This is a genomic window from Halostagnicola kamekurae (assembly GCF_900116205.1).
In the GTDB taxonomy this organism is placed as follows: domain Archaea; phylum Halobacteriota; class Halobacteria; order Halobacteriales; family Natrialbaceae; genus Halostagnicola; species Halostagnicola kamekurae.
The window spans coordinates 1,328,511-1,341,045 of sequence record NZ_FOZS01000001.1 but is presented as its reverse complement, the minus strand read 5'-3'; the positions used below and the strand labels follow the sequence as shown (position 1 = coordinate 1,341,045).

The window sequence follows — 12,535 nt, the reverse complement described above, 5'->3', positions numbered from 1 at the left end:
GCGAACTGCACCGCAAAAGCGTTACGACTCCAGCGATACGGACACCTGAACGCCGTCACGTCGCCGGTAGACGGGCTCTGGAGTTCGAGAAACCGAAAACGCGTCGAACCGGATCAGGATTCGCCCCGGCTCGACTGTCGCTCGACAGAGCGGGCCGCGACTCGTGAGGACGACGTACGGTGGGCTGGCGACCGGCGTCGCCGGAAGCTCGTAGCCCGCCGCTTCGACCGCGTCGGACAGTACGACCGGAAGCCGCTCGAGTATCCCCGCCGACTCGAGCGCCGATTGCATCGGCTCTACGACGTGACGACGGTCCGCCACAGAGTCGTCGTCCCACGATTCCGACACCGCGTCCGCACAGTAATCGATCCCGTCGACGATCGACTCGTGCTCTCGTTGGACGCGGCGCCGACACGCGCGAACCGGATGTGACACGAGCGACACTCCGGTATCGACGTCCATAGCTGTCCCGACTCGCGAGCGCGCTTGGCGCGCGCCTGTCACGCGGAAGGTGCTGTCCGATTCGGGACCCCGTCCGGCCGATCAGATGACCAGAACGACGGACGCCAGTGCACCGCCTACCAGAAGAACGCCGCTGGCGGCCGCGACGCGGTTTTTGAAGCGCCGGTTCGAAGCCGTTCTCACCAGCAGCGCCTTCACGACGATACTCGAGACCGTCGCCAACAGAATCGCGATCGAGGCCTCCGTCGTGCCGAGTTGGCCGCCGCGGTACAACACGACGGCAGAGGTCGTCGCGCCGGCGCTCGAGACGAGCCCGCTGGCGACGGCGGTGACGTAGAAGCCGACGGTCCCGAGCCAGACTTCGGCCAGCGACCCGAGCACGAGCACCGCGAGAAAGACCGCGCCGAATGCGAGCGCGTTCTTCATCGAAAACGGACTGACGAGGTCTATCTCGGGCGATTCGGACCAGTCCGCCGAGACGGCGGCGACGGCCACCGCGACTGCGATGACCGCGCCGAGCGGAACGAGGGCCTCCACGAGGACGTCGACGCCGCCGCCCAGCGTAAACGCGAGGGCGATCGCGAGGTTCCGGACGGCCATGGCCGCGTCCGCAAGGATGATCGCCGCAACCGCGTAGGAGGCCGCCTCGGGCCGCTGGTTGACGTGGTCGAGCATCGTGCCGACGACGGCGGTCGAGGCCGCCAGCCCGCCGAAAAAGCCGGTGACCGCGATGCCGCGCCCGCCGTACGTCGAGACGATCGCGTAGTTGACGATCCCGATTCCCGCGACGGCGACGACCATCAGCCAGATCACCTTCGGTTCGATCGGGATGGCGATCGAACCGATAGTGAGCGTCTCTTCGGCGGGCAAGAGTGGATAGATGACGAACGCGAGGATCGCGAACTCCGTCGTCGATCGCATCTCCTCGCGGGAGAGTCCCCACGCGAACTCATGGAGCTCTCGCTTGAGCACCAACAACAGGGTCGAGAGGACGGCGACGGTGACGCCCTCGAGAACGAAACCGGCTGCGACGACCGATCCGACGCCGTAGGCGACGAGCATCGAGACCGACGTGGTCAGTGAGAGGCCGGCGTCTTCGTCCTCGTCGAGGAGGCCCTTGACGGCGAGCATGATCCCCTGAACGATGACCAGCAGTCCGCCGAGGACGATCACCCCATCGCCGATTTCGGTCTCCAACACGAGGATCGTAAAGACCGCTGCGAGGAGACTGATCAGCGAGAATGTCCTGATTCCGGCCGGCCGTTTCGACCACTCGCGCTCGAGACCGAGAAAGAGCCCGAGCGCGCCGGCGAGGGCGATCCGAACGACCGTCTCCTCGAGCGGTGCCTCGACGACCTGTAGCGTCGCTCCGTTCACCTGCCGCTATTGTCCGTAGAAGTAAATAAACAAATTGCTCATCCCAATTGTCGCAGGCGACCGCCGTGAGGAAATCTTCGGGCGACGAGCGTTCTCTCCACCCTGACGAGTCGGCGTCGACGCGAAGCCAGGGTCGACGCGCCACCGGACGTCAAAACAGGCGGACCGACCCCGTCCTAGAGTTCGACGTACTGTCCTTCCCACTCCCGGCGCGCCTCGAGTTCGCGCTGCCCGCGGCGAGTGAGCGTGTAGAAGTTGGTTCGCCGATCGCGGCGTCCCTTTTCGACGAGTCCCTTGTCGACGAGGGTATCGAGGTTCGGGTACAGTCGCCCGTGGTGAATCTCCTTTTCGTAGTACTGCTCGAGTTCCTCCTTGATGGCCAGTCCGTGCGGTTCCTCCTCGCCAGCGATGACGTAGAGCAGGTCACGCTGAAATCCTGTCAGGTCGTACATTGGGTAAGTACCGGTCGTACTTACTGTCGAAATTTAATAAACATGTCGGGTTGTTTCGATCAAATTCGCCCAGTTTTCGTGTGAGCTACAGTAAACGAGGAAATCCGTACGTATTGTGCTGATGAGGGGTTTCCCGAGCGAACACACATAACGCGTGGTTCATGTTTAGCTTTCAGGTGCTTTCGAAGAGCACAATTCTCCCGGTACGGATTCGACTCGACGGTCGCGATATCGGCCGTTCGATCGGCGCTGAAGTAACTATCGAAACTGAGTGTCGCCGCGTAAACAGGAAAGCAGACCGCGTGACGGAAAAATGTCACGCGGTTGCTTGCCGCCCTGAATTGGTCCCCGCTGACGCTTCGGCCCTCCAAGCGAAGCGTCAACTGGAAAAATTGCCCGGGAGAACTTAAAGGTACCGACAATGGATCGAATCTCAATATGTCAAGCGCAATTTCCGATGGATTCAGATGTGTTCTTCTTCGAGGACCCACCCGAGCGCGCGCTTGTAGTACGTGAACATCCGCTCGACGCCGTCGTGGTTCATCTCGTCGCTCTCGAGTTGCTCCTCGAGGAACTCGTACTGCTCGCGGATCTCTTGTTCGTCTCGCATACGGGGTCGTTCCCGGTGAAGACGCAAAAAGACCGGTACAAGAAGCGACACTCGCACACGTCCTTTTCGAAGCCAGTCGGATCCAGTAGCGGATTCCGTCGGTTGGATCACGCTGGTCGACTCGACGAGTCGGTGGACCTTTTGACGTCCCGACCGAACTCGAGACTATGAAGATTCGGGGCGAGCGCGAATGCACCGAGTGTGGGACCCGCTGGTCGTACTACGAAACGGGGAACGTGAGCTGTCCACACTGTGGGACGCTCCGGAGCGTCGGCCTCGACGAACGAACCGAACACACGGACCTGCAGATCGAGTTCGATCTGACGCCGGTTCGAAACGCCGTCGAGGACAGCGCGACCGACGACCTCGCAAAGCGGTGTCGGGAGCGCTCCCGGGAGTACGTCCGCCAACGCGGATTCATCAACGGGGGCGACCTGCGCGAACTCGACGATACGTATCTCGCGGCCGCCGAACTAGTGCACGTCGCCGACGTCGTCGCGCGCGAACGGCAGCTCGCAGAGCGCGACGAACTCTACTTTCTCACGCTACTCGAAGTCGCAGATCAGGGGCGACGCCCGCCCGCATCGGAGGTTCCGAACTCGCTTCGCTCGGCTCGCGGAATTGCCGTCGCCAACGCCGTTCGAGACTACCGACGCGATATCCGAACATGGAGCGAGGAACGGACGCTCACGACCAACCAACAACGCGCCCTCGAGACGCTCGGGGACCACGTCACGCGAATCCGCATGCTCGAGGGAGATATTCGACCGGAAACCGCCGAGACCCTCGTTCGTGCGACTCGCGAACTCGCGGCGGCTCTGCAGGGCGAAACGGAAGCGATCGAGCGCGCGACCCAACAGCTCGAGGCGCTCGAGTTCGAGTAAATCGACCGTTCGAGTTCCGACACTCCCAGTGTGACCGCGATTTTAGGGGAGATCGACGTCGATTCCCTGCTGGGCGCTCGCGGCGTTGACGGTGTTGTGCAGAAGCATCGCGCGCGTCATCGGGCCGACCCCGCCCGGGACCGGGGTGATGGCGCTGGCCTTCGATTTCGCGCTCTCGAAGTCGACGTCGCCGACGAGCTCGTAGCCCTTCTCGTTGTCGGCGTCGACGCGAGAGATGCCGACGTCGATCACGACCGCGCCGTCGGCGAGCATCGACGCGTCGACGAGTTCGGTGACGCCGGATGCGGCGATCACGATGTCCGCCGTTCGCGTCTTCGCCTCGAGGTCTTCCGTTCGGGAGTGACAGACCGTCACCGTCGCGTTGCCGCCGTCGGCTTTCTGCATGAGCAGGTTCGCCATCGGTTTGCCGACGATGTTCGACCGGCCGATGATGGTCACGTCCGCGCCCTCCGTCTCGACGTCGTAGGCCTCGAGCAGCTTCTGGATCCCGTGGGGGGTACACGGTTTGAATCGGGGCTGGCCGGCGACGAGCCGACCGACGTTTTCGGGATGGAAGGCGTCGGCGTCCTTGGCCGGATCGATCCGGCGAAGCACTTCCCTGTAGTCGATGTGATCCGGGACCGGCTCCTGGACGATGTAGCCGTGGACGGACGGATCGTCGTTGAGATCCTCGATCGCGTCGTAGAGTTCGCTCGCGGGCGCGTCCCCGTCGATCTCGACGTGGGTGCCGTCGATGCCGACCTCCTCGCAGTCGCGCTGTTTCATGTTCACGTACGTCTGACTCGCGGGGTCGTCGCCCATCAGGACGGTCGCGAGCCCCGGCCGCGTCCCGGCGTCGGCGAGCGTTTCGATCGCGTCGGTCAGTCCATCGCGGATCTCGCTCGCAACGGCGTTTCCATCGATGATCTCGGTCATCACTCGAGATGCCGTGAGCGAGCGTAATCAACGCTCGGGTTTGTGCCTATTTTCCCGCCCGAACGACCGGGTATATGCACGTTCGTGGTCACTATCGGCGAACCGACGCTTTCCCTACGTCGAGCCGGCTTCGGAGACCTCCCACTCTGCGGTCTCTCGCTCGTCGGTGACGATAGCATCGTAGGTCCGGTCGTACTCGTCGTATCTGGTATCGGGATCCTCGAGCGCGGCGAGGAGGCGCTTTGCCTGTCGGTTGTGAGTCAGTCGCGCGGCTTCGAGGACCGACGCGTCGTCGGTCGAAAGCTGTGGCTCGAGTCGTGCAGCCCACTCGTCGTCGGGCACGATACAGATGCCGCGGTCGTCTACCGCAACTGGTGGGTATTCGCCGACCGCATCGGCTTCGCCGACGAGGCGTTGCCGGCTGAGTTCCTCGAGCACGCTCGAGAGGGCGTCGAAAGTGGCGTTCGTCTCGTCGACGACCGCCTCGAGTACCTCGGCGTCGATCGGCGCGTCGACGGTCTCCGGCCGCGGGGACGGGTCGTCGTCTCGCTCGTTCGCGATGGTTTCCTCGGCCACGGGGTCGCTCTCGTCGGCAACGCCCTGCAGCGGTTCGGCGCGATAGGGTTCGCCGTCGTCGAACCGAAACGGGACGAAGCCGATCGTTTCGGCGATGGAGATCGCATCGAACAGCAGCGGCCGATCGGCGTCGTAGCTCTCGAGGTCGAGACCCAGTCCCTCGGGTGGGTCGGCTCCCACTAGCGGATCGGGAACCGGCGCCGAGACGTCCCCGTCGCGGTCACGGAGTCGACGAGGATACGGCGCGTCATCGGCCTGTGCGTCGACGATCGCGGTACACACCAGCATCGGCTCGTCCTCGTACTCGTCGACGTCCCAGTCGATCCGGTCACCGCTCGAGGCCCCCATGTGCTCTGCGACCGGCGTCATCTCGAGCGCCAGCGTCGAGTCGGTCGACTCCTCGGCGCGTCGAAGCTCGAGCAATCGATCGTCGTCGAGGATGGTTCCGGTCGGGCGCGTGGACATAAACGGCGGTACGTCGAGCCGGCTGAAAAGCCGCGTGCCGGCGAGTGACAGGCGTGATAGCGCACCAAAAATCATATCACCAGACGAGTCAATGTGAGAACATGCTTTCCGAGGGCGGCCCCGAGATGACGCGACGGGGCGCAATTGTTTCAGGCTGCTTGTTGGTCGGGATCAGCGGCTGTAGCTCCCTCCCGACGTCTATCGGAAACTCCAACCTGCCCGGCGCTGACGGGTTCACCGCGGGAACAGTTCCCGCTGAAAGCGACCCACTCTTGCTGGTCCTTCCCGACGAAATGCAACCTGACTCCGCTCCGACAGCACTCGCGGTGGAGCTCCTCGAGACGCCGTCGTTTGCGGAACTGCCCTCCGGATTCGCCGGTCTCGTCGCTGGACAACCATCGGAGGTCGCTTCCGCGGTCGGAAAAGTAGCCGTGCTGGGATCAAACACAGAGTCCGGAAGCGCTGGCGTCGTCTGGGCCGAGTGGGCGGAAGACGAGCTCCTGGCGCTCCTCGAGCAATCCGGCCAAGACGCGACCGAAGCCGAGACGGCAGACGGACGGACCATTTACGAGGCCGGTGGCCAGAGCGCGGTGGTCCTCGGCGAGCACGTCTTCGCAATCGGGACGGACGATCTCGTTCGCTCTGTCGTCGACGTTTGGCACGGCGATGGCGACCCCGTTTCGGACGCCGTGTTGGGACCGTTCGAACGCACCGCTCGAGATTCGCCGATCCGGTTCGCGACGACCGGGCTCGCGTTCCACGATAGCTCGACACCGCCACGGAGGCCGGCATACGACCCGGTTACGAACACGTCGGTTTCGATCACCAGCGAAGATGGCGACGCGACCGTCGACATCGCATATCAGGTCGACTCGACCGACGCCGCCGAGTCGCTCGCCGATGCCCTACGCACGGACCTCGGCCTCGAGACTGCAGCGGACGCGATCGATCCCGTTCTTCCGCGGGGGATCCGCAACGACCTGACAGTCGATCGAACGTCGACGGTCGTATCGGTTCGATACCAGCATTCAGCCGAGGCAGTGGCTGAGTACGGTAACGATATCCTCACGACGCTAGAAGCGATAACCGGGAAACAGTAGGCGACTACGAGCGACCGAACAAGCTCGTGTAGAGTGGGATCTCTTACTCGTCTTCGTACAGCGGGTTCTCCGCACACAGCGTTTCGACTTCCTCGCGGACCTCCTCGAGAACGTTCTGGTCGTCCGGACTCTCGACGACGCGGGCGATCAGATCGCCGACGGTTCGGCAGTCGTCCTCGTCGAAGCCGCGGGTGGTCAGCGCGGGCGTGCCGGCGCGGATGCCCGAGGGGTCGAACGCCGAGCGCGTCTCGCCGGGTACCGTGTTCCCGTTGAGGACGATGCCCGCGGCCTCGAGGGCCTCTTCGGCGGTGCCACCCGAGGTGTCGGGGTGGCTCTCACGGAGGTCGACGAGCACGAGGTGGTTGTCGGTGCCGCCGGAGACGAGCGAGAAGCCGTTGTCGGCGAGGCTCTCGCCCAGCGCCTTCGCGTTGGCGACCGTTTGCTCTGCGTAGTCTTCGAACTCGGGCTCGAGGGCTTCCTTGAAGCCGACGGCCTTGCCGGCGATGTTGTGCATGAGGGGGCCGCCCTGTCCGCCGGGGAACACCGCCGAGTCGATGCCGTCCGCGTACTCCTCGCGCGTCATGACGATGCCGCCGCGACCGGAGCGGATCGTCTTGTGGGTCGATCCGGTGACGAAATCAGCGATGCCGACCGGCGAGTCGTGGACGCCGGCGGCGACGAGGCCCGTGATGTGAGCGATGTCCGCGAGGTGGTAGGCGTCGACCGCGTCGGCAGCCTCCTGAATGCGCTCCCACTCGATCTCGCGGGGGTACGCGGAGTAACCCGAGACGATGATGTCGGGTTCGAATTCCTCGGCCTGCTCGGCCAGTCCCTCGTAGTCGAGATAGCCGGTGTCGGGGTCGACCTCGTACTGCTCGACGTCGTAGAGTTGGCCCACGAAGTTCGCCGGGTGGCCGTGACTGAGGTGGCCGCCGTGGGTCAGATCGAGCGAGAGGATCTTATCACCGGGCTCGAGCATTGCGAAGTAGACGGCCTGGTTGGCCTGCGTGCCCGAGTGGGGCTGGACGTTGACGTGCTCGGCGCCGAAGAGTTCCGTCGCGCGGTCGATTGCGTGCTGTTCTACCTCGTCGGCGTACTCGCAGCCGCCATAGTAGCGTTCGCCGGGGTATCCCTCGGCGTACTTGTTCGTCAGGGCGCTGCCCTGCGCGTCGAGGACCGCCTTGCTGACGTGGTTCTCGCTCGCGATCATTTGAAGCGACGACCGCTGCCGATCGACCTCGTTCTCGAGGGCGTCGGCCACGGCGGGATCGACTGCCCGGACGTGGTCGTGTTCCATAGTAAATCCCGTGATTGGATGCTCCATAAGTGTACCTTTCCTCGGCAAGTGAGGTCGCTGCCGGGTTCCCGGTACCACGGTAGGTGCTGACAAATGAACGTATTCTGTTAACTCGATACAACTAAATTAACCGAATAACATTCAACGAATTGATGCTGCGGTGGGACGCCGTCGACGACGGGCTTCGAGTGACAGACGCCGACAACGCGACGATCGTCGTCGAAGGAGAGGCCCTCGAAATCGCGGACTCGAGTCCCGGAATCAACAGACCCGTCGACGAAACGGTGGTCGTCACGGCCGAGCAGCTCCGACTACCACACGCCGTCGTCTACGCCTCGAATCTCAGTTCCGGGACCCAACACGAACTCGATCCGCACGGCGAACCACTCTCGCTCGCGCCGGGCGAATACATCGTCGATATCGACACGCGAATTAAGACGTATCTTCGGTTCTCGGGTGCGGCCACGATTCACCGGACCGACGACATCGAAACGGTCGTCGTTTCGTTCCCGGAGCGGTCGCGACTCGTCCTCGGATTTCGGAGCCGACACGAAATCCCGGCCGACACGATCACGATACCGGACTCACCGAGCGGCCTCGCGAGCGCGATAAGCCACCTCCACGTCTCTCAGAAGACCACCAGCCCCGATCGATCCTACCCGTCCCTTCGCGGCCATCCGCCTCGAATCGAGACGGGCCAGACGCTCGAGATCCCGTCGACGGTCACGAGCAGAGCGACCGAATCCGGGATCACCATCACCGTGCCGCCGCGGTACGAGGACCTGTTCGTCGTCGCTCCGCTGGCGTACTATCTCCAGGCATCCGTCGAGACGAGTGCGCACGAACCCGCGCGACTCTCCCTTGAGGGCCACGACGTGTCAGTGCCGTTGCCGTCGATGCCCGCTCTCGAGGGCGAGGTCGAGCAGTTGCTCCGCAAAGTGTTCTTCCTCGATTGTCTGGTTCGAAACGCCGGTCCGTTCAGCACGTCCCTCTCCGAGTTGGACGTGCTCGAGGCCCTCGAGATCGACAGCGACCGCCTGTACGCGGGGACGATTCGAGAGCGACTCGCGAGCTATCTCGAGATCCCCTACGAAACGATCGAACACCGGCTCCCCGACTGGCACCTCTCGACGTACGTCGAGGCCGGGCCGGACACCGTCGAGACGCTGCCGTTCCTGCTCGATCGGATGAGTCTGATCTCGATGCCCAAGTGGTCCGAACTGTGCGAACAGGAACTCGTCGAGCGATCGCTCGACGATTTCTACCGGAGCGGAACTGCCGATACTCGATCCGGTGGACAGATTCCGTCCATCGACATCGTCAAGCCGGAACTACAGAGCGGATGCGTCCACGGCTGGATCGCCGACGGCGTCCCGATCGATGTCTTCAAGTCGATGCCAGAGGCCTACCAAAACCGCCTTCAGTACCTCGAGCGCTGGAGCGACGCATCGTCGATCGCCGTCGTGTTGAACGATCCCGAGATGGCCGGCGAACACGAATCGGTGGCGAAGATCTACCGGGAGCGTGCGGACGCACTCCCCATCGAACTCTCCGTCGAGGAGTCGCTCACGACCGGCGAGCTCGCTCGCGTCTTCGAGGCCGAACACGATTTCGTCCACTTCATCGGCCACTGCGAAACGGACGGCCTGTGCTGTCCGGACGGCACGTTTTCGACGAGTACGATCGAGACCTGTAACGCGCAGACGTTTTTCCTGAACGCGTGTGGCTCGTTTTACGAGGGGCTCGAACTCGTCGAGAACGGTAGCGTCGCCGGCGCGGTGACGCTTCAGAAGGTGTTGAACGACCACGCCGTCAAAGTCGGCTCGATGTTCGCGACGTTGCTCGTACACGGGTTCAGCATCGAACGCGCCATGGACCTCGCGCGACGCCGTATCATGATGGGGAAAGACTACGCGGTCGTCGGCGACGGCACCCACTCGCTCTCGCAGGGAGAACAGCAGTACCCGACGACCATCACGATGGAGCTGGTCGACGACGAGCAGTACCTCCTCTCTATCGAGTGTTATTCGACCGGGGACACCGGTTCGTACTACTTTCCGCACGCGGACGGAAACGACAACGCCTACCTCTGTGGATCCCCGTCGAGGCTCCTGCTCTCGGCGGACGAACTCCCTGCCTTTCTCTCGGAAGCGAACGCGTCGGTGATCTACGACGGGGACGTCTACTGGTCCGAACAACTATCAGAAAATCTGGATGAAACGTGATTACGGTCCGCCGTAGGTACTCACTCGCTTTGCCTGCAGCGTCGATAGCGTGTCCGGAAACATACCGTCGGTTACGTCCGTTTTTCTACCACGACCGATGCGACGCAGATCATGTATAACACCCATACAGCTAGCAGTATCCGTTCCTTGTATATAGTAATTACCATTACTATCTTTACCTCCAATCAGTATAGCTGGTGACCGGCCAGGAGTTTCAGTCGCCGTATGGGTGGGGGGTGCCAAGCTAGGACCGATATGTGTTTGTACCTTATCATTCCGTTGTCGACGAGGACTGGTCTTCAGGTTTCTCTCTCATTTAAGACTATTTCGGGTAGAACGAAGCACTGACCGATAAAAATTACCAATATTTGGTTGAGAGTGTAACTTATCCTGTGCGAACGGCCAACAAAATTAAGTATGGCGCATCCTTTTACTTCGGTACACAGATGGCCTCGAATTTACTCAATCATCAGATTGACGATATCCTCAGAAGCGTTCTCGAGGATGCGAGTGGAGACGTTTATATGGTGAACCCATCGCGGGACGCGATCGAAGAGTTCGTCTCGGTCGCGACCGACTTCGACGGTTCGGTGCCATCGGTCAAGATGCTCGCCAACGAACAGACGCTCAAGGAGGTCATGGGCGACTTCATCATCGCGTCGAACGCCGCCGACCTCATCAGCGACGGTGCCCTCGCGCTCCGGACGCTCGGCGAGACCCCGGAAAATTCCCTCTGTCTCACGGGAGACCGCGTCATCGCCGTCGTCCACGCCGGCGACCGCGTCGGGGGGCTTGTCACCGACGACGAGGAATTCGTCGAGGAAACGTTCTCGGCCTACGAAACCCGCTGGGAGAACGCCGACCAGTTCAAGCTCCGGACGCCGCCGATCACCGACGTTCGCGAAACGCTCTCCGAGGAGATCAGCCCCGAAGCCGAAGCGGACTTCACCGCGATTTTGAACTCCCTCGAGACGGCTCGCGGCGACGGCGACGGGCTCGACGAGGTGACGATTTCACTCGTCGTCGCCGCCAAAAACGAGGCGCTGCTGTACGACATCAGCAAGTGGGGCGAGGACGTGGGCATCGCATCGAAGGCGACGTTCTCGCGCACCAAGACGAAACTCGAGGATATGGGCCTCATCGACACCGAAAAGGTCCCGATCGACGTCGGTCGACCGCGCCTCCGTCTGAAGATCGGCGACGACCGGCTCCGAGAGGCGGACAACGGCCAGATCGCGACCGTCACCCAGTCGATCCTCAACTAGTACCGTTCCCGCGTCGATTGCCGGATATTTTCGACGATCAGCATCGACTCTACAGCTTCTCGGGTTCGCGCGGCCATTAGCCACGTCTACACGGGCGACCGACCCAATTGATCGGCCCGTTTTTGATCAAGGAGGTCCAAGGGGCCGTATGACCGACCGTGACGAGGACCTCGCGGACGCCGTCCGCGAACTCGCCGAGACCATCGACGAGCTCCGCGCCGAGCTCGAGCCGCGGCGTCGTCGCCCGCCGTTGCGTCCGCCGACGCCGCGCGAGTTGCTCCGCGTCGCAGACGACATCGCGATCCCGGCGGCCCTGGCCGTGTTGAAGGCGAACGTCCGCGCGCTCGAGGCCTTCCAGCGCGGGATCGAGCTCGTTCGAACGGAACGGGAAGCACGAGAGCGGACCAAGACGGCCGCGAAGTCGACCGAAAGACGCGCGAAGAAACTCCGGGAGACGACCGTCTCGCAACTCGATACGGTTCTTTCTGAGCTGCAACGCGGCGTCTCCGAGGGCTCGGTTCCGGCCGACGAACGCGTCGCCGACCTGCTCGAGGAAGCTCGGACCCTCCGCGACGACGTGGACCGTCGACTGCAGGAGGTCGCCGAACGAACCGAGGCGAACGAAGCGCACTCGATCGAGATCGACGGCGAAGACGGTGAGTCGGACGCCGCTGGTGAGGTCGACGTCGACGCCGTCGACGAGTCGAACGTCGACGTGGACGCCGAACTCGAGACGCTCAAAGACCAGTTCGGCGACGACGATGACGACCAGTCGGCCGAGAACGACGGCGACGAACCGCCGACCGACGATGGGGACGCTGACGACGCAGACGGCTAAGGAAAGTTTGCGACGCGAGTAGTGAAAGTGACGCCTATCGGCGGGGGA

General features: G+C 62.9%; 12 protein-coding genes. 5 read left to right on the top strand and 7 right to left on the bottom strand.

What is annotated here, in order from left to right:
- Positions 1–21: 21 nt before the first annotated feature.
- The 4 genes from BM348_RS06915 to BM348_RS21210 form a co-directional block, all read right to left on the bottom strand.
- Positions 22–435 carry a hypothetical protein gene (locus tag BM348_RS06915; protein WP_092903672.1) on the bottom strand — a complete coding sequence of 138 codons (414 nt, stop codon included), beginning with the start codon at positions 433–435 and terminating at the stop codon, positions 22–24.
- A 108-nt stretch (positions 436–543) separates the two neighbouring features.
- On the bottom strand, positions 544–1,839 hold the full coding sequence (locus tag BM348_RS06910; protein ID WP_092903212.1) for an MgtC/SapB family protein: 1,296 nt from the start codon (positions 1,837–1,839) through the stop codon (positions 544–546).
- A gap of 176 nt (positions 1,840–2,015) precedes the next feature.
- Positions 2,016–2,291, bottom strand: coding sequence for a PadR family transcriptional regulator (locus tag BM348_RS06905; protein WP_092903210.1), 276 nt, complete (start codon positions 2,289–2,291; stop codon positions 2,016–2,018).
- Positions 2,292–2,754: 463 nt separating this feature from the next.
- Positions 2,755–2,901, bottom strand: coding sequence for a hypothetical protein (locus BM348_RS21210; protein ID WP_175507122.1), 147 nt, complete (start codon positions 2,899–2,901; stop codon positions 2,755–2,757).
- A gap of 167 nt (positions 2,902–3,068) precedes the next feature.
- Between BM348_RS21210 and BM348_RS06900 the strand changes: the two genes are divergently transcribed.
- Complete coding sequence (locus BM348_RS06900; RefSeq protein WP_092903208.1) at positions 3,069–3,785, top strand: DUF7117 family protein; 717 nt, start codon at positions 3,069–3,071, stop codon at positions 3,783–3,785.
- Positions 3,786–3,827: 42 nt separating this feature from the next.
- On the opposite strand, the gene BM348_RS06895 is transcribed toward BM348_RS06900, so the two are convergent.
- Together BM348_RS06895 and BM348_RS06890 are read right to left on the bottom strand one after the other, a co-directional pair.
- On the bottom strand, positions 3,828–4,721 hold the full coding sequence (locus BM348_RS06895) for a bifunctional methylenetetrahydrofolate dehydrogenase/methenyltetrahydrofolate cyclohydrolase (protein ID WP_092903206.1): 894 nt from the start codon (positions 4,719–4,721) through the stop codon (positions 3,828–3,830).
- 114 nt (positions 4,722–4,835) lie between these two features.
- Positions 4,836–5,762, bottom strand: coding sequence for a hypothetical protein (locus BM348_RS06890; RefSeq protein ID WP_092903204.1), 927 nt, complete (start codon positions 5,760–5,762; stop codon positions 4,836–4,838).
- Positions 5,763–5,863: 101 nt separating this feature from the next.
- On the opposite strand from BM348_RS06890, the gene BM348_RS06885 reads away from it, so the two are divergent.
- A complete protein-coding gene (locus BM348_RS06885; RefSeq protein WP_092903202.1) occupies positions 5,864–6,862 on the top strand; it encodes a hypothetical protein in 999 nt (332 codons plus the stop codon).
- A gap of 43 nt (positions 6,863–6,905) precedes the next feature.
- On the opposite strand, the gene glyA is transcribed toward BM348_RS06885, so the two are convergent.
- The gene (gene glyA / locus BM348_RS06880) at positions 6,906–8,159 is read right to left on the bottom strand and encodes a serine hydroxymethyltransferase (protein WP_092903200.1); all 1,254 of its coding nucleotides are present in this window, start codon (positions 8,157–8,159) and stop codon (positions 6,906–6,908) included.
- 152 nt (positions 8,160–8,311) lie between these two features.
- On the opposite strand from glyA, the gene BM348_RS06875 reads away from it, so the two are divergent.
- From BM348_RS06875 to BM348_RS06865, 3 genes are all read left to right on the top strand, one after another.
- Positions 8,312–10,384, top strand: coding sequence for a hypothetical protein (locus tag BM348_RS06875; protein ID WP_092903198.1), 2,073 nt, complete (start codon positions 8,312–8,314; stop codon positions 10,382–10,384).
- A 446-nt stretch (positions 10,385–10,830) separates the two neighbouring features.
- On the top strand, positions 10,831–11,649 hold the full coding sequence (gene tbsP, locus BM348_RS06870; RefSeq protein ID WP_092903196.1) for a transcriptional regulator TbsP: 819 nt from the start codon (positions 10,831–10,833) through the stop codon (positions 11,647–11,649).
- 148 nt (positions 11,650–11,797) lie between these two features.
- The gene (locus tag BM348_RS06865; RefSeq protein WP_092903194.1) at positions 11,798–12,487 is read left to right on the top strand and encodes a DUF7547 family protein; all 690 of its coding nucleotides are present in this window, start codon (positions 11,798–11,800) and stop codon (positions 12,485–12,487) included.
- Positions 12,488–12,535 lie beyond the last annotated feature (48 nt).

Bases quoted from the DNA above. Each gene is read 5' to 3' on its own strand.
- BM348_RS06905 (WP_092903210.1), bottom strand. From the start codon at position 2,291: ATGTACGACCTGACAGGATTTCAGCGTGACCTGCTCTACGTCATCGCT.
- BM348_RS06865 (WP_092903194.1), top strand. From the start codon at position 11,798: ATGACCGACCGTGACGAGGACCTCGCGGACGCCGTCCGCGAACTCGCC.
- glyA (WP_092903200.1), bottom strand. From the start codon at position 8,159: ATGGAACACGACCACGTCCGGGCAGTCGATCCCGCCGTGGCCGACGCC.
- tbsP (WP_092903196.1), top strand. From the start codon at position 10,831: ATGGCCTCGAATTTACTCAATCATCAGATTGACGATATCCTCAGAAGC.
- BM348_RS06875 (WP_092903198.1), top strand. From the start codon at position 8,312: ATGCTGCGGTGGGACGCCGTCGACGACGGGCTTCGAGTGACAGACGCC.
- BM348_RS06895 (WP_092903206.1), bottom strand. From the start codon at position 4,721: ATGACCGAGATCATCGATGGAAACGCCGTTGCGAGCGAGATCCGCGAT.
- BM348_RS21210 (WP_175507122.1), bottom strand. From the start codon at position 2,901: ATGCGAGACGAACAAGAGATCCGCGAGCAGTACGAGTTCCTCGAGGAG.
- BM348_RS06885 (WP_092903202.1), top strand. From the start codon at position 5,864: ATGCTTTCCGAGGGCGGCCCCGAGATGACGCGACGGGGCGCAATTGTT.
- BM348_RS06890 (WP_092903204.1), bottom strand. From the start codon at position 5,762: ATGTCCACGCGCCCGACCGGAACCATCCTCGACGACGATCGATTGCTC.
- BM348_RS06900 (WP_092903208.1), top strand. From the start codon at position 3,069: ATGAAGATTCGGGGCGAGCGCGAATGCACCGAGTGTGGGACCCGCTGG.